This is a genomic window from Chryseobacterium sp. MMO-72 (assembly GCF_037146035.1).
Taxonomy (GTDB): domain Bacteria; phylum Bacteroidota; class Bacteroidia; order Flavobacteriales; family Weeksellaceae; genus Chryseobacterium; species Chryseobacterium indicum.
The window spans coordinates 50,406-66,377 of record NZ_JBBCWG010000017.1; the positions used below are offsets into that span (position 1 = coordinate 50,406).

General features: G+C 34.7%; 14 protein-coding genes. 3 read left to right on the forward strand and 11 right to left on the reverse strand.

Annotated features, from left to right (window positions below; all coding sequences use genetic code 11):
• Both lpxD and WFH39_RS18685 read right to left on the reverse strand, forming a co-directional pair.
• Positions 1-1,020, reverse strand: coding sequence for a UDP-3-O-(3-hydroxymyristoyl)glucosamine N-acyltransferase (gene lpxD, locus WFH39_RS18680; RefSeq protein ID WP_185204981.1), 1,020 nt, complete (start codon positions 1,018-1,020; stop codon positions 1-3).
• A gap of 72 nt (positions 1,021-1,092) precedes the next feature.
• Positions 1,093-2,319 carry an HD domain-containing protein gene (locus WFH39_RS18685; protein WP_235129865.1) on the reverse strand — a complete coding sequence of 409 codons (1,227 nt, stop codon included), beginning with the start codon at positions 2,317-2,319 and terminating at the stop codon, positions 1,093-1,095.
• Between the two features lie 265 nt (positions 2,320-2,584).
• Between WFH39_RS18685 and WFH39_RS18690 the strand changes: the two genes are divergently transcribed.
• The 3 genes from WFH39_RS18690 to WFH39_RS18700 all read left to right on the forward strand — a co-directional run bounded on the left by WFH39_RS18690 (position 2,585) and on the right by WFH39_RS18700 (position 6,749).
• Complete coding sequence (locus WFH39_RS18690; RefSeq protein ID WP_336690982.1) at positions 2,585-4,225, forward strand: S41 family peptidase; 1,641 nt, start codon at positions 2,585-2,587, stop codon at positions 4,223-4,225.
• A 128-nt stretch (positions 4,226-4,353) separates the two neighbouring features.
• Positions 4,354-5,898: a T9SS response regulator signal transducer PorX gene (gene porX, locus WFH39_RS18695; RefSeq protein WP_214590620.1), complete on the forward strand. Its 1,545-nt coding sequence runs from the start codon at positions 4,354-4,356 to the stop codon at positions 5,896-5,898.
• An 86-nt stretch (positions 5,899-5,984) separates the two neighbouring features.
• On the forward strand, positions 5,985-6,749 hold the full coding sequence (locus WFH39_RS18700) for an exodeoxyribonuclease III (protein ID WP_336690983.1): 765 nt from the start codon (positions 5,985-5,987) through the stop codon (positions 6,747-6,749).
• 56 nt (positions 6,750-6,805) lie between these two features.
• Here the strand turns inward: WFH39_RS18700 and WFH39_RS18705 are convergent, their stop codons facing one another.
• From WFH39_RS18705 to wecB, 9 genes are all read right to left on the reverse strand, one after another.
• Positions 6,806-7,177 carry a septal ring lytic transglycosylase RlpA family protein gene (locus WFH39_RS18705; RefSeq protein ID WP_214590622.1) on the reverse strand — a complete coding sequence of 124 codons (372 nt, stop codon included), beginning with the start codon at positions 7,175-7,177 and terminating at the stop codon, positions 6,806-6,808.
• A gap of 646 nt (positions 7,178-7,823) precedes the next feature.
• Complete coding sequence (locus tag WFH39_RS18710) at positions 7,824-8,564, reverse strand: hypothetical protein (protein WP_336690984.1); 741 nt, start codon at positions 8,562-8,564, stop codon at positions 7,824-7,826.
• Between the two features lie 27 nt (positions 8,565-8,591).
• Positions 8,592-9,347: a hypothetical protein gene (locus tag WFH39_RS18715; protein WP_336690985.1), complete on the reverse strand. Its 756-nt coding sequence runs from the start codon at positions 9,345-9,347 to the stop codon at positions 8,592-8,594.
• A gap of 435 nt (positions 9,348-9,782) precedes the next feature.
• Positions 9,783-11,084 (reverse strand): 30S ribosomal protein S12 methylthiotransferase RimO, encoded by a 1,302-nt coding sequence (rimO, locus tag WFH39_RS18720; RefSeq protein ID WP_336690986.1) that lies wholly within the window; start codon positions 11,082-11,084, stop codon positions 9,783-9,785.
• A gap of 89 nt (positions 11,085-11,173) precedes the next feature.
• Positions 11,174-11,719: a dTDP-4-dehydrorhamnose 3,5-epimerase gene (gene rfbC, locus WFH39_RS18725; protein WP_336690987.1), complete on the reverse strand. Its 546-nt coding sequence runs from the start codon at positions 11,717-11,719 to the stop codon at positions 11,174-11,176.
• 27 nt (positions 11,720-11,746) lie between these two features.
• A complete protein-coding gene (locus WFH39_RS18730) occupies positions 11,747-12,709 on the reverse strand; it encodes an MraY family glycosyltransferase (RefSeq protein ID WP_336690988.1) in 963 nt (320 codons plus the stop codon).
• Positions 12,710-12,712: 3 nt separating this feature from the next.
• Positions 12,713-13,606 carry an NAD-dependent epimerase/dehydratase family protein gene (locus WFH39_RS18735; RefSeq protein ID WP_336690989.1) on the reverse strand — a complete coding sequence of 298 codons (894 nt, stop codon included), beginning with the start codon at positions 13,604-13,606 and terminating at the stop codon, positions 12,713-12,715.
• The gene (locus WFH39_RS18740; protein WP_336690990.1) at positions 13,607-14,812 is read right to left on the reverse strand and encodes a glycosyltransferase family 4 protein; all 1,206 of its coding nucleotides are present in this window, start codon (positions 14,810-14,812) and stop codon (positions 13,607-13,609) included.
• The gene (gene wecB, locus WFH39_RS18745) at positions 14,812-15,948 is read right to left on the reverse strand and encodes a non-hydrolyzing UDP-N-acetylglucosamine 2-epimerase (protein ID WP_076395622.1); all 1,137 of its coding nucleotides are present in this window, start codon (positions 15,946-15,948) and stop codon (positions 14,812-14,814) included. The genes WFH39_RS18740 and wecB overlap by 1 nt, the downstream gene beginning before the upstream one ends.
• Between the last annotated feature and the right edge of the window lie 24 nt (positions 15,949-15,972).

Genomic DNA, 15,972 nt, shown 5'->3' on the forward strand with positions numbered 1-15,972 from the left:
TTAATCTTTTGAGTTATTCTCGAGATTATTTATTCTTTTTACCACTTCAGGTAAGTTTCTGAAATGTACATAACTTCTAAGGTAGTCGTTGTAGCTGATCGCCGGAGAACCGTAGATGGTTTCTCTGTCGTTTACGCTGGAATTTACGCCACTCTGAGCCTGTATTTTCACCTGATTTCCTATTTTGATGTGTCCTACAACACCTACCTGACCTCCAATCTGGTTCCAGTCTCCGATGGTTGTAGATCCTGCAATTCCGGCTTGTGCGGCAATTACATTGTTTTTTCCGATTTTTACGTTGTGTGCGATCTGGATCAGGTTATCAATTTTAGTACCTTTTCCGATTACGGTAGAACCAATGGTTGCTCTGTCTATACTGCAGTTGGAACCAATTTCCACATCGTCTTCAATGATAACGTTTCCTAACTGCGGAATTTTTTTGAATCCGTCCGGAGTCGGCTGAAATCCGAAACCGTCTCCTCCGATTACGGTATTGGAATGAATAACACAATTGTCTCCGATGATGCAGTAATCGTAAATTCTCGCTCCACTGTCAATTTTACAGTTTTTCCCGATCTTCACCCCTTTTCCGATGTAAACCTGCGGATAAATCTGGCTTCCCTCTCCCACTTTTGCCTTTTCTGAAACGTAGGTAAAAGCTCCGATATACACATCTTCTCCGATTACGGCAGTTTCATGAATGGATGAACCATTTTCGATTCCTTTTCTTCTTCCCTGCATTTCCTGATATAAATTCATGAGAACCTGAAAAGAAAGATAAGCATCCTTTACTGCAATAACAGTAGGAAGGTAAGAATCTTTTGAGATAAGCTTTTCCGAAACAATGATAACGGAACATTTTGAAGTCTCTAAATAATGCGAAAATCTATCCTGCGCGATGAAAGAAAGATGTCCTGTTTCCCCGCTTTCTATGGGCGAAACTCCAGTAATAAGTGCATTCTCGTCACCTATTATTTTTCCGTCGATAAAACTTGCAATTTGCGAAGCTGTAAATTCCATATTCTGCAAAGATAAGAAATTCTGTAATTCGCAAACATTTTTTAGTTTTCGGAACGTGAATTTTAATATTCTTTAAGAAATAATGTGTGAAATATTTCTTGGAAATGTAAGAATATACCTTGTGGTTTTGTTTACCATCAAGCCCGATAAAAGCTGGTCTTCCGATTCGTCAAGACGGATTTTTTTACCGTTTTTCTGCAACAGATAAATCGGCTGTTTTTCGGTATCGTAAGGAAGGAGTTTTCTTTTTATTTCGTGTACCAGTTCGCTCCCATTATCGATTCCGAAAAATTCATTCACATTCTTTATTTTTTCTTCAATAAAACCCGGCTCAAAAGGATGAGATGAAATAATGGTTTTCGGAAGGTTTCTCTGGATCACACATTTACACCAATACGAGAGAATCATATCCTCTGCATTCTGCCAGTTTTTCATTGCCTGAATAATATCATTATCATCAAGCTGTGTAAAACGTTCCACATCTTCATCCGTGGCTGCACTTTTTCCGCGATGCAGAAAATATTTGAGGTTTTCAGTTGCCGGCAAATCGATTCCCTGTGAAACCAGAAGCTTGGCTCTTTCCAGAATTTTAACCAAAAGAAATTCTGCCAGAGCGGATGTTTTATGATAATACACCTGCCAATACATGAACATTCTGGCTGTGAGGAAATTCTCAATAGAATAAACGCCTTTTGCATCAATTACCAGCTCACCTTCATCACAGACGTTCATCATGGAGATGATTCTTTGTGTATTGATGCTTCCTTCGGAAACTCCCGTAAAAAAGCTGTCCCGTTTCAGATAATCCAAACGATCGACATCGAGTTGTGAAGAAATAAGCTGGTTAAAAAACTTTCGGTGGTATTTTCCCTGAAACATTTCGATAGCGCAGGATAATTCTCCGTTAAATTCATCATTCAGGCGATTCATGAGTAATAAAGATAATTTTTCGTGATGCCAATCGTCCATCAGCATACTTTCCAGAGCGTGGGAAAACGGACCATGACCAATATCATGCATTAAAATCGCCAACATTGCCCCTTTTTCTTCCTCTTCTGAAATTTTCACGCCTTTCTGCTTCAAGGTTTCCAAAGCCATAAACATCAAATGCATGGCCCCTAAAGCATGATGAAATCTTGTATGTGTCGCGCCCGGAAAAATGAGGTTCAAAAGTCCCGTCTGTCCTATCCTTCTTAATCTCTGGAAGTAAGGATGCTCTATGATGTCGAATAAAATTTCATGGGGAATTTTGATGAATCCGTGAACGGGATCATTGATGATTTTTAGCTTGTTCTGCATTGAAAACGTCTGTATTTGCAAACAAATTTAGGAATTTTATATTTTAGAGGTAATTAATTTTCATTAAACTGTTTGTTGTTTTAAAAGTAACTTTCTTTGTTGAATTTGTTTTTAACACAAAGTCCGCAAAGATTTTTTTTACAGTTGTGCTGCATATTTTCGTTCGGAAAGGCGTTTCACTCAGCAAAGGCTGGATAAAATCTTCTTTGAATAAATAGTTGTGCTGTTTGTGTTTAAAAGCTATCTTTGATTGAATAACCTTTTCATGAGAAAATTCTCCCTTTTCATTATCTTATTTTTAAACTTACATTTTTCGGCGCAGACTTTATCGGAAACCCAAAAGCTTGAATCGTTATGTAAAGTATGGGGATTTTTAAAATATTATCATCCGAATGTATCGAAAGGACAGTTCAACTGGGATCAACAATTATTTCAGAAAATTGATGAACTTGAAAATATTAACAATAAAGATCAATTGAATGAATTGTATTCTAACTGGATTGAAAGTCTCGGAAAAACTGAAGTTTGTAAAAATTGTGTAAATGATAACGATAAAGTTTATTTCTTAAAAAATTTTGATCTCGGATGGATGGATGATCAGCGTATTTTTTCTGAAAATGTACGTGAAAAGCTGAAATTTATTGAGAACAACAGGAATACCGGTGAAAATTATTATTTCGGGTTAAACGGAAGAAAGGTTTATTTCAGGAATGAAAATTCTTACGGCTCGAAATTTACTTCAAAACAAATTGCTCTTTTGGAATTCTTCAGATACTGGAATTATGCAGAATATTTTTTTGCATACAAATACAAAACCGATCAGAACTGGAATGATGTTTTACGGGAAATGATTCCAAAATTTCTTGCTGTTGATAATGATGAAAGCTATCATTTAGCTTTAGCGGAACTTGTGACCAAAACGGATGATTCGCACGCTTATTTATTTTCAAGGCTGACTAGTTTAAACCAATACGGAAGAAAAAATGTTCCGGTACAGTATTCTTATGCGGAAGGAAAGCTGGTTGTAACAAAAATATATCCGACTATTTTTAATGAAGAAAATCCGCTCAAAATTGGTGATGTGATCTACGATGTTGAAGGATTAACGATTCCGCAGAAAATTAATTCGTTTGGGAAATATCTTCCGGCTTCGAATTCATGGGGAAAGATCAATAAGTCGAAATATCTTTTTCTGTACACCAATAAAGATTCTCTCGGGCTTAAAATTGAAAGGGACGGAATTAATTTAGCCATAAAAGTAAAAACATATTTTCAGAAAGAAATTATTCGCGAAAATCCTACGGTTCCTGAAAAATGGAAGTTTCTCGATGATGAAAAAAAGATGGGTTATGTGAACATGGGATTAATCAAAAGATCTGATCTGAATGATATGTTCGAAAATCTGAAAAATACAGAATCGATCATTTTCGATTCCAGAAATTATCCGAATATGACGATTTTGCCGTTGAGCAGACTGTTGCTTCCTGAAAATAAAATTTATTATGAATTTATTTTTCCAGAAACCAATTATTTAAGCAAATTTTACCGCCGCAAAAACAACATCGGAAGAAATAATCCGGATTATTATAAAGGAAATGTGGTCATTCTGGTGAATGAGGTTACGCAAAGTCAGGCTGAAACAACCGTAATGATGCTTAAGCAGCATCCGAAAGCAAAAGTAATCGGAGGATACACTTCGGGAGCAAATGGTGATGTCATTTCATTTAATATTGCCGGTCTTAAAACGTGTTTTACGGGTTTGGGAGCGTATTATCCGGACGGAAGAGAAACGCAGCGAATCGGGATTATTCCGGACATTATCGTACGTCCTACAGTGAAAGGAATACAGCATGGAAAAGACGAAATTCTGGAAAGAGCTCTGGAATATTTAAAAAGTGGAAATTAAATAAAAGAAAAACGTAATTATTCCGTTATTTCATTTAACTTATATTTAACTTTACGTCTGCGGATTTTGGCAGATTTTAGAATTAATTGGTCAGCAATTTGATACAATAACCATGTAAAAAAATAATTATGTCGGAAAAGATATTATGGATAGATGATGAAATAGATCTACTTAAACCACACATCGTTTTTCTTGAAAAAAAGGGATATCAGGTAACTCCCGTTAATAATGTTAATGAGGCTCTTGAACTCATGGACTCGGAGAAGTTTGCACTGACGCTGATTGATGAGAATATGCCCGGAATTTCAGGCCTTGAAGCGATTCCGATGATTAAGGATAAGGACAACTCGCTGAAAATCGTTATGGTAACGAAAAGTGAGGAAGAGCATATTATGGAGGAGGCAATCGGATCGCAGATTGCAGATTACATCCTGAAGCCGGTAAATCCTAACCAGATTTTACTGTCATTAAAGAAAAATCTTCAGCAGGATAATCTTGTGGAGCAGAAAACGATTCTGCAGTATCAGCAGGAATTCAGAAATCTTTCGATGGAGCTTTCTTATTTAAGAACGTATCAGGATTGGGCGGAATATTATAAGAAAATCCTTAACTGGGAAATTAAATTTGATAAAGTAACGGATAATGAGTTTGCGGATCTTCTTCAGTCACAAAAAGAGGAAGCCAATATTCAGTTTGCCAAATTTATTGAAAAGAATTATGAAGACTGGCTTCACGATTCGGATAAACCGATCATGAGCCATACGCTTTTCAAGGATAAAGTGAAACCTGAGGTTGAAAAAGATAAGGTTTTGCTTCTGATGGTTGATAATCTTCGTTATGACCAGTGGAAAGTTATTGAACCTTTATTTACGAAGTATTACAACAAGGTTTCTGAGGATTATTATTACAGTATTCTTCCGACTGCAACCCAGTATGCAAGAAATTCTTTTTTTGCAGGTTTAATGCCTTCAGAGATTGAAAAACGTTTTCCTGACAAATGGTTTAACGACAATGAAGAAGGAAATAAAAACGAATTTGAGCGTGATTTCTTAGAAGATCAAATGAAAAGGATCGGTCTGAGCTCAAAATCCATGAAGTATCTGAAAGTTCTGAATGCTGATTTCGAAAGAAAAATTTACGACGATTTTAATCAGCACAAAAACAATGATCTGTTGGTAATTGTTTATAATTTTATTGATATTCTTTCTCATGCGAAAACGGATAATCATATTGTAGATCAGCTGATCCGTGATGATAAGACCTTCAGGTCTTTAACGTTGAACTGGTTTGAAAATTCTTCTTTATTGAAAATTATTAAAGTTGCCGCAGAAAACGGTTTCAAACTGGTGATTACTACGGATCACGGAACGGTTTATGTTAAAAAACCGAGTAAAGTTGTAGGAGACAGAGAAACTTCCACGAATATTCGTTACAAGACCGGAAAGAGCTTAACGTATGACGACAGTGATGTTTGGGCAATTACGAATCCTGAAAAGCTGTTTTTGCCGAAAGGAAATTTAAGTTCTAAATATATTTTTGCGAAGAATAATATTTTCCTTGCTTATCCAAAGAATTACAATCACTTTGTGAATTATTATAAAGAAACGTACCAGCATGGAGGGATTTCACTGGAAGAGTGTATCATTCCATTCAGTATTTTGGAACCCAAGTAGTTTTTCATAGTTTGACTTCGGGTGAAGAGAGGGGCGGAAAAAATCAAAGATTTTTTCCGCTTCTTTTTTATTAATACTTTTGAATTATGAAATTAATCACTTATAACGTCAACGGAATCCGTGCTGCTTTTACGAAAGATTTTTTAGGCTGGCTGAAAACGGCTGATCCGGATATTATCTGCATTCAGGAGAGTAAAGCAGGAAACGACCAGATCGATATTGAAAGTCTCGAAAAACTGGGATATCACAGTTACTGGCATTCCGCAGTAAGAAAAGGCTACAGTGGCGTCGGAATTGCGTCTAAAATAAAGCCCAATCATGTAGAATACGGCTGCGGTATTGAAAGCTATGATAATGAGGGAAGAATCATCCGTGCAGATTTTGATGGATTCTCTGCCATTTCTGTATATGTTCCTTCTGCTTCAAACATCGAACGGCTGGATTTTAAAATGCAGTTTTGCCATGATTTTTTAGAGTACGTTAAAAATTTAAAGAAAGAAATTCCGAATCTTATTATTTCAGGAGATTTTAATATCTGTCATGAAGCAATAGACATTCATAATCCGAAAGGTTTACAAAATGTTTCCGGTTTTTTACCGATGGAAAGAGAATGGATGACAAATTTCATCAATGAATGTGAACTGATCGACAGTTTCAGGTTTTTTAATAATGAACCCGACCATTATACATGGTGGAGTTACAGACAAAATTCCCGGGAAAGAAATAAGGGATGGAGACTGGATTATAATTTCACTTCCTACAGTTTAAAAGATAAGCTCTCCAGAGCCGTTATTTTGAAGGAAGCCGTACATTCTGACCATTGTCCTGCGCTGGTAGAATTAAGCCTTTAAAACAAAGCAAAAAGCCAACTGAATCAGTTGGCTTTTTAAAATTTAAATCATAAATTTTAGTCGACAATTTCATATTCCACCGGAATTGTACCTCTGCCGGTATCTCCGATTTCATCGAACGCTGCCTTAGACATATCTAAAGCTCTTGATGAATGGTAAGGTCCTCTATCATTTACTTTCACTATTACCTCTTTACCATTATTAAGGTTGGTTACCTTAATGTTTGTTCCAAATGGAAGCGTTCTGTTGGCTGCGGTGAACTTTGCATTATCAAAGATCTCTCCGCTTGCTGTTTTTCTACCGTTAAATTTATCGTGGTAGTACGATGCATAACTTGTTTTTTTCGCATCTATGGCATTCATTTTGAAAGAATAAATACCAAGGGTTGAAATCATCATTATGATTACGAGAATGAATCTTTTCATCATTTTGAAATTTTATTGGTTTTGACAGGGGCAAATCTATAAGGAATCTTTTAAAGTGCCTACTTTATTTGTTAACAAGTGTTAATGAAAGTAAAATTTTATGTTAATATTTTTCTTAACGCCCTATAAACAGGCTACTTAAGGCACAGTGTTAAAAAGTGTTAAAAAACAAAAGCAAAAGTTAACAATTTTAACTAAATAATTAAGATTAAGATTTTTTTAACATAATTATTCATCTACCAATCAATAAGTTAATGAATTTTAGCATTTGTTTTCCAACAAATAAATTTTAAATCAATTGGATGATCTCACGGTTATACTGACCTACAATCAATATGAATTAGTATGAATTCAGGATAATAATATTTAGCATTTGATTTTTAAAAATCCTTTAATCAAAAAACATTTTAAAGCATTCTGATTATTTAAACTATAAACATCGCAAAGGCGCAAAATATTCATTAAATACGTTCTCCTCTTAAGCTGCAAAGATTTTATCTACGATGAAATTAAGATTGAATCCTTATTAAAAATCTTTGACTTTACTGCGTTTTTAAGACTTAAGATTAATAAAAAATTTAAACAAATTCATCAATAAAAAAACCAATGAGAAGTCTCATTGGTTTTGTATATAGATATTTTTAAAATATTATTTGAAATATTCAATAATATAGTCATAAGTATCTGCAGGATAAACAACAGACATGCTTGGAGAACCTGTAACTGCCGCACCGGTTGTTGAATCATAAGAATATAATTCTTTAGAGAAAACTATTTTATTTCCGGTAGAAGCCTTTTTAAAGATTGTAATTCCGTACATTGAAGTAAGACCTGTTGGAACAGCTAAAGTTACTGCTGTTGAACTTCCTGTTGTAGTAAACTGTCCTTTATATGCATAAACAGGATTACCATCTACCAATGTGTTTGTTGCAACACCTGCTAAAGCGTTATTCACAGCATTAAATTTCGCAGAAGCAGCACCTAATGGCAACCATCTTCCATTAGCAATACTTGTAGACTGACCAGGATTAGAGAAGTAATAAAACCCAGGAGTTACAGCTACCTGAACACCTTGTCCTGAAACAGTATTACCTGTACCGCTATTGTAAACAATCATACCATCAAAAGCAGTTGGGAAAGTTACACCATCTAAATTTGTTGTTTTAAATGTCCATGTTACCAAGTTAGTCGTTGGAAAATACAATCCTTTTCCAACATTATTGGCAGTACCTGTAGATGCTGTATCGAAATTAGAAGAAGCATCAAAGAATGGATTTTCTCCAGTAATATTATTAGCTACGATACCATTACTAGCTACCTGAGCAGATGCAGAGTTAACACTCAATACCGTAAGGGAAATTCCTAATAAGGCTCTAAATATATTTTTCATTGCTTTGTTTTATTAAATATTAATGTATTATCTACTTGCACTGTTCCACCAGTTAGTTCCATCTGAAATAAACATAGCAGCAGAACCTCCGGCTAAGTTAGGAAAGTTCAAAGGCCATGCAATACCATTTGCATTTGTAGGAGCTACAGCCCCTCCCGTATTGTTTCTAATCATAAGAACTCTACCAGTATTTGCTCCTGTCGGGCTTGGTAATGCAAGCTGTCCGGTAATAGCATTATTTGTAATAATAACTAAATAGTCACTAGAATTCCAGTCTACGTTAGAAGAACCTGAATATGTTCTTACACTGGTAGCATATACAGCACCCTGTGTCTGGAAATTACCATTCACGATTGTTTTTGCTGTTCCCGTAGAAAAAGTTAAATTATTGTTGTTTTGTGTTACAGTTCTATTTCCTGCTAAAGTACCATCATTAAGATAAATACTTGTATCAGTAGCAGAACCTCCTCCACCTACGGCAACCCAAACTGAGTTTGTTGCATCATAGTAGTAGAATCCAGTGGCAGTAATATTTACTGCTTTTCCAGAAGCAGCACCATCAGCAATTGAGGAAACAAATGCCAATGCCCCGTTCTGTGTTGCAGTATACACAGCATCTTTTGCCTGTAACTGACCTCTTGTCAAACGAGGGACCAATAATGCGTCCGGCTTAGTTGCGTCAGTAGGAGTACCGACAACATCTAAAGTAGCAGCGGGAGTAGTTGTATTAATCCCCACTCTTCCTTGCTGAGCCTGAGCGATTGCTACAAATCCGACTAACATAGTCGCTGTTAATAAAAATTATTTCATAAGTTTTTAAAGATTTTAAATTACATTTTAACTAACAAATGTGTTTCTCAGATCAGGGTGCCATCCCCAATGTGTGCATCCATTAGTAAAAATAAAATATTTTTAATTATATAATTTCAAAAAACATTTTTTTTACATTTTATAAAAGCTTAATTGATAGCTTAATACTTATGTAAAATCTCTTTATAATGCAAAGTTAATATTTTTAAAATTATTTTCATAACAATAGATGAAAAAGTTTTAACAATTTAATTTACAAAAACAAAACAATATTGATAATCAGTAAATTAAAAAATTAACAATCGCGATTTCATAAATGTTAATTTTTATTAATAAATCAATAACATTATATTAATCAGAACAATATACGTCTTTTTTTAATAAAAAATCAACTAATTGGGAATAATTTTAAATTAATTCTCCATACAGATCAAACTCTTCAGCCGAGGTAATCTTTACCTCCGCAAAATCTCCAATGGAAATATATGTATTTTCTGCAGAAACCAAAACGGTATTATCTACGTCCGGAGAATCGTATTCTGTTCGTCCGATGAAATAATTTCCTTCCTTTCTGTCGAAGATACATTTATACACGTTCCCAATTTTCTCCTGATTTTTCTCCCATGAAATCTGGGACTGAATCTCCATAATTTCTTCTACTCTTGCTTCTTTCATTTCCTGAGGAACATCATCTTCCAATACATAAGCTCCTGTATTTTCTTCGTGAGAGTACGTAAAGCATCCCAGTCTGTCGAATCTCTGTTCTCTTACCCAGTCTTTAAGCTCATTGAAAATTTCCTGAGTTTCTCCGGGATAACCAACGATAAGCGTTGTTCTGATTGCCATATCCGGAACTTTTTCTCTGAATTTTGAAAGAAGAGCATCCGTTTTTTCGTGAGTAGTCCCTCTCTTCATCGATTTTAATAAATCTGAATTGATATGCTGAAGAGGAATGTCTATATAGTTGCAAACTTTCGGTTCTTCTCTGATGATATCCAGAACATCTTCCGGAAATCCGCTTGGAAAAGCATAATGAAGACGAATCCATTCAATTCCTTCCACTTTTACCAATTCTTTTAAAAGGTCTCCAAGCGCGCGTTTTTTATAAATATCTAAACCATAATAAGTAAGATCCTGCGCAATCAAAATCAGTTCTTTGGTTCCTTTTTTTGCCAATTTCTGTGCTTCTGTAACCAGTTTTTCAATCGGAGTTGAAACGTGTCCTCCTCTCATGAGAGGAATTGCACAGAATGAACACGGTCTGTCGCAGCCTTCGGAAATCTTTAAGTATGCGTAATGTTTTGGTGTAGTGGTAAGTCTTTCCCCAACCAATTCGTGTTTGTAATCTGCCCCTAAATGTTTTAATAATACGGGAAGATCTCTCGTCCCGAAATATTGATCAACATCCGGAATTTCTCTTACCAGATCCGGCTTATATCTTTCAGAAAGACATCCTGTTACAAAAACTTTCTCAACTTCTCCCCTGTTTTTTGCTTCTACATAATCAAGAATCGTATTAATAGATTCTTCTTTTGCATTGTCTATAAATCCGCAGGTATTAATTACAACGATGTCTCCTTTGTCTTCATGTACCACTTCTTTACCATTGGCTTTAAGCTGGCTCATTAAAACTTCAGAATCATATACATTTTTGGAACAACCCAACGTTACTACATTTATTTTTTTCTTCCCTACAGATTTTGTACGCATCTTTTTGATTTTGAGTTTGCAAAGATACAAAATATTGAAGAGTCTGTATTAAAAAATAAAAACCACTTCAATAAGTGGCTTTCATAATATTAAAAATTCTTTTCTTTAAAGCTTGCTGCATTTTCATCCTTTTCAGAAAGTACAGCTTCACTGTCAGAGATTTTCCAGTCGATATTCAGATCCGGATCATTGTATTTTACACATCCTTCTGATTCTTTGTTATAAAAATTATCACATTTATAGGCGAAAACAGCAGTTTCACTTAAAACAGAAAAACCATGTCCGAAACCTCTCGGAATGTAAAGCTGTGTTTTATTTTCGGCGGTAAGCTCGATTCCGAACCATTTCCCGAAAGTAGGAGAATCTTCTCTTAAATCTACAGCAACATCCCAGACTTTCCCTTCCAGACAGGAAACCAGTTTTGCCTGTGCGTGTTCTCCTTTCTGTAAATGAAGCCCTCTCAAAACACCATAAGAAGATTTAGAAATGTTATCCTGCACGAAATGTCCATTCATTCCGGTAAGTTCCTCGAATTTCTTTTCATTGAATTTTTCGAAAAAATATCCTCTGTCGTCTTCGAAAATTGTCGGTTCTATAATATAACAGTCCTTTAAAGGAGTTTCTTTTATTTTCATAACTTTTATTTCTTGAATCAGTACTTATTATAGTTGATATTGTTTTTTTAAGCTCCATTTCAATCCGAGATAAATGATGCCTACGGGAATAAAAATCACAGGAATAATAATCCAGATTGCCCAGTGTGAATATATTAAAAATAAATTTATAATTGCCTGCACCAAAGCATAAACAAAACTTATCAGCAGATGGGAAACCTTTTTTTCGTTGGCAAAAAGCTGGTATAAATGTCTTCTGTGTGCCTCAAATATATTTTCTTTAAGCAGTAATCTTTCTATTATGGTAAGAACTACTTCGATTCCGTATACGGAAAGAAGAAATATATATTTATAGTCCTGAGTTTTCATAATTAATAAGGTAATAAGACCGATTACCCAAAAAGCGATTCCCATACTTCCTACATCACCGGCAAAACATTTTGCTTTTTTTCTGAAGTTAAAGAACAGAAAAACGACGCAGGCTAAAACAGGATAAAGAATAAAATTTTCATCGGCAAATAAAATTACTTTTTCATTAATGTAAAATAATGATAATAAGCCGACTAAACTGTATAAACCCGTCATTCCGTTGATGCCATCCATAAAGTTATAAGCATTCAATGTTCCAATAATCAGAATAAACAATACGGGCCAAACCCAAATTGGCATTAAATTAAATGCTCCAGTAAAATACAGCAGCAAAACCACAGAAATAAAATGAACGGACAGCCTTATTTTATTTGAAAGGGTTACAATATCATCTATAAAACTGATCGTACTTATTGCCAGTAATCCTAAACCAAATGACCAGTAGTTTTCTATGACTTCATTAAAATTAAATGCAGAAAATATAATGAAAGCAACAGGAAAAATAATTCCTCCTCCTCTCAATGTGATCTGTGTATGTGCACTTCTGTGATTAGGCTTATCTATAATATTGTATTTATCTGCTATTCTAAAATAGATGAGCATAGATATAAAAAGCAGAATTGTTACGATTAAAAATTCCATAGTTTACAGTTGAAATTTTTCTATTACGTTTGAAGGATTATAATTTAATTCTCTCTTTATTTTTTCATTAGAAAATGTAAGAGAATCTGTTATTTTTTTCAATTTCAAAGAGTTAATCGGAGCTTTATTTCCCAATAAGTCACCCACTAAAGCCATTGATTTAGCAAAAAAATAAGGAATACTTTTCGGAGATCTCTTGTTTAATTTGGCTGATATTTTTTCGGAGATTTCTTTAAAAGCAGGATTTGCATCATCACAAACATTATAAATTCCACCCTCTTTTCCCAGCATTTTAACGGTTATCTCAGCAAAATCTTCCACCCAGAATACACTTTTTCTTGCTGTTCCTCCTGCAATATTAAAATATTTTCCTGACTTAATCGCTTTAATCATATCTCCCAGATTACCCGGAGGATTGGGTCCTGCAATTAAAGAAGGTCTGAGAATAAATAATTTTACATTCTTTTCTTTGCTCCATTTAGTAAGAAATTCCTCTGCCATCAATTTGCTTTTAGCGTAAGGCGTGTATCCTTCCAATGGCGTATCTTCAGTTATATTTTCACCGAAATCTTTTCCATACACTGCCACTGTGCTTATAAAAACAAAATATTCCGGCAGATTTTCTTCCAAAGCGTTACAAAGGTTTTTTGTTCCTTCAAAATTTACTTTGTAAAATACACTTTCTTCTTCCTGAGTTTTAGGAACAGAATGAGCTTTACCTGCGGCATGAAAAATAATATCAAACTTTTCTTCAAAAGGATTGATGGTATTTGTAATATTAAATATATAATCTGCATTGGAAGTTCCAAAGGTCTTTACTTCAAAATTTTTCTTCTGAAGCAAAGGAATTACATTTTTTCCCAAAAAACCGTTGGCTCCTGTAAATAGCACTTTCATTTAAATAATATTATAAAATTTATTCAGTATGATCTCTTCTGAAAATTTTTCCTCTGCTACTTTTCTTGCTTTTTGTTTCATTATTTCTAATTCTTGAACAGACGTTTCATCGAAAGAATTAAAAAAATCCAGAATGTTCTGTTCTTCGAAATGCTGAAATGAATACCCTATATTTTCTTCTCTTAAAAGTAAATCTATTTCGCTGTTTTTTTCTCCAACATATAAAACAGGTTTTCCGGCAGCCAAAATATTGTATGTTTTTGAAGGAACTCCCAATCCGAACATTTTGGGCGCTAAACTTACAAATGACACATCTGCCTTATTTAATACCTGAAGCTGATCTTCTCTTGAATAAGCTCCGTCAAAGAAAACATTCTTCAGCTTATTTTCCTCTACATATTCCAACATTGTATTCTTAACAGCTCCTTCTCCGACAAAATGAAAAACCAGACGATTATTTTTCACTTTTTTTATAATATGCAATAATTCAATTAATCCCTGAACTCTTCCTAAATTTCCGGCATACTGAAAGATGATCCTGTCTTTTAAAGATGAATCCTCATTGAGTACTTCTTCTTTCAAGAGCGGATAAATACCTTCCGTATCTCCCCAGTTTTCAATGATCTCAATTTTCGAATGGCGGTTATATTTTCTGATTTTAGCTTCAATAACTTGCTGCATATCTCTGCCTAATGTAATCAGCAGATCAGCTTTTGAATACGCTTTATCAAAAATACTTCTGAGAACTCTGTATAGTGCTGACTTTTCAGATTTAATGATTCCGGCAGGAATGGTATTTTCGGGAAAAACATCATGAACCAGAATAATTAATTCTATTTTTTTTAATCTTTTAAGGATTGAAACAAGCAGAATTAAAGGCGCCGGATTCGTAACCATAAAAACCTTTTCTCCCTTTTTAACGTTTTTCCAAAGATAAAAAAAGATAGAAAGAGACAGAAAAACAAATCTTAGAGATCTGCTCAACAGACTGTTTTTGTTTCCGCCCCATCCTTTTATTCTGTGAACATTTACGCGGGAATCCAGACTAAAATGACTGCTTTTCTTTTGCTTGTCATACACAGGATCTCCACAAACAACTTTTACATCATACTTTTCCGAAAGTCTGTTTGCTATTTTTGTGAGTATAAAAGAAGTTGAAGTTTCTTCAGGATAAAAAAGTTCGGTTGCGATCCAGAGATTTTTCATTATTTTTTGCTCCAAACAACTCTGTTAACGTAATCCGTATAACTCAGAATAATTCTTACCATTTTCTCTGAAACATTCGGCATTGAATAATCTGAAACCGGTCTGTAATTTCTTTCTGTTCCTACTTTCTGCTGCTGAAGCTGCGTTAATCCCTGTAAGATTCTTTCCGGAGATAAACCGACCATCATTACGGATGCTTCTTCCATTGCTTCCGGTCTTTCGTGTGCATCTCTGATATTTAAAGCACGGAAATTTAAGATAGAAGACTCCTCTGAAATAGTTCCAGAATCTGATAAAACAGCATAACTTCTCATCTGTAACGCATTATAATCATGGAATCCAAGCGGTTTTAAGAACTGAATTTCCGGTCTTACCTCAACCTGCTTTTTATCGATCATGTTTCTGGTTCTCGGGTGTGTAGAAACAATGATCGGATAGCCAAATTTTTCTGCAATGGCATTTAAACTTTCTATTAATCCGTTGAAGTTTTTCTCAGAATTAATATTTTCTTCTCTGTGAGATGATACCACAAAGTATTTTCCTTCTTCTAAATTCAGACGGCTTAAAACATCTGAACTCTCGATCTGAGGAAGATAGTGATTCAGCACTTCAAACATAGGAGAACCCGTTTTGATGATTCTGTCTGCAGGAAGACCTTCTCTTAAAAGATATTCTCTTGCGATATCCGAATACGTTAAATTAATATCTGCAGTGTGATCTACAATTTTCCTGTTGGTTTCTTCCGGAACCCGCTGATCGAAACATCTGTTTCCCGCTTCCATATGGAAAATCGGAATCTGTCTTTTCTTGGCAGGAATGGCACAAAGACAAGAATTGGTATCTCCTAAAACCAAAAATGCTTCAGGCTGCAATTCTTCCAGCAAAGGATCTATTTTAATTAAAATATTCCCTACTGTTTCTGTTGCCGTTTTACCTGCTGCTTCCAGAAAATAATCCGGTTTGCGAAGTCCAAGATCTTCAAAAAAGATCTGGTTCAGCTCGTAATCGTAGTTTTGACCTGTATGGACGATAATATGTTCAACGGCTTCGGAAGCATCCAAAGCTGATAATACTCTTGATAGTCTAATGATTTCCGGTCGTGTTCCTACAACCGTCATTACTTTTAGTTTTTTCATTGTATTTTTTTGCTTTTGCAAAGA

Coding starts and splice junctions, on each gene's coding strand:
- lpxD (WP_185204981.1), bottom strand. CDS start 1,020: ATGGAATTTACAGCTTCGCAAATTGCAAGTTTTATCGACGGAAAAATA.
- WFH39_RS18685 (WP_235129865.1), bottom strand. CDS start 2,319: ATGCAGAACAAGCTAAAAATCATCAATGATCCCGTTCACGGATTCATC.
- WFH39_RS18690 (WP_336690982.1), top strand. CDS start 2,585: ATGAGAAAATTCTCCCTTTTCATTATCTTATTTTTAAACTTACATTTT.
- porX (WP_214590620.1), top strand. CDS start 4,354: ATGTCGGAAAAGATATTATGGATAGATGATGAAATAGATCTACTTAAA.
- WFH39_RS18700 (WP_336690983.1), top strand. CDS start 5,985: ATGAAATTAATCACTTATAACGTCAACGGAATCCGTGCTGCTTTTACG.
- WFH39_RS18705 (WP_214590622.1), bottom strand. CDS start 7,177: ATGATGAAAAGATTCATTCTCGTAATCATAATGATGATTTCAACCCTT.
- WFH39_RS18710 (WP_336690984.1), bottom strand. CDS start 8,564: ATGAAAAATATATTTAGAGCCTTATTAGGAATTTCCCTTACGGTATTG.
- WFH39_RS18715 (WP_336690985.1), bottom strand. CDS start 9,347: ATGTTAGTCGGATTTGTAGCAATCGCTCAGGCTCAGCAAGGAAGAGTG.
- rimO (WP_336690986.1), bottom strand. CDS start 11,084: ATGCGTACAAAATCTGTAGGGAAGAAAAAAATAAATGTAGTAACGTTG.
- rfbC (WP_336690987.1), bottom strand. CDS start 11,719: ATGAAAATAAAAGAAACTCCTTTAAAGGACTGTTATATTATAGAACCG.
- WFH39_RS18730 (WP_336690988.1), bottom strand. CDS start 12,709: ATGGAATTTTTAATCGTAACAATTCTGCTTTTTATATCTATGCTCATC.
- WFH39_RS18735 (WP_336690989.1), bottom strand. CDS start 13,606: ATGAAAGTGCTATTTACAGGAGCCAACGGTTTTTTGGGAAAAAATGTA.
- WFH39_RS18740 (WP_336690990.1), bottom strand. CDS start 14,812: ATGAAAAATCTCTGGATCGCAACCGAACTTTTTTATCCTGAAGAAACT.
- wecB (WP_076395622.1), bottom strand. CDS start 15,948: ATGAAAAAACTAAAAGTAATGACGGTTGTAGGAACACGACCGGAAATC.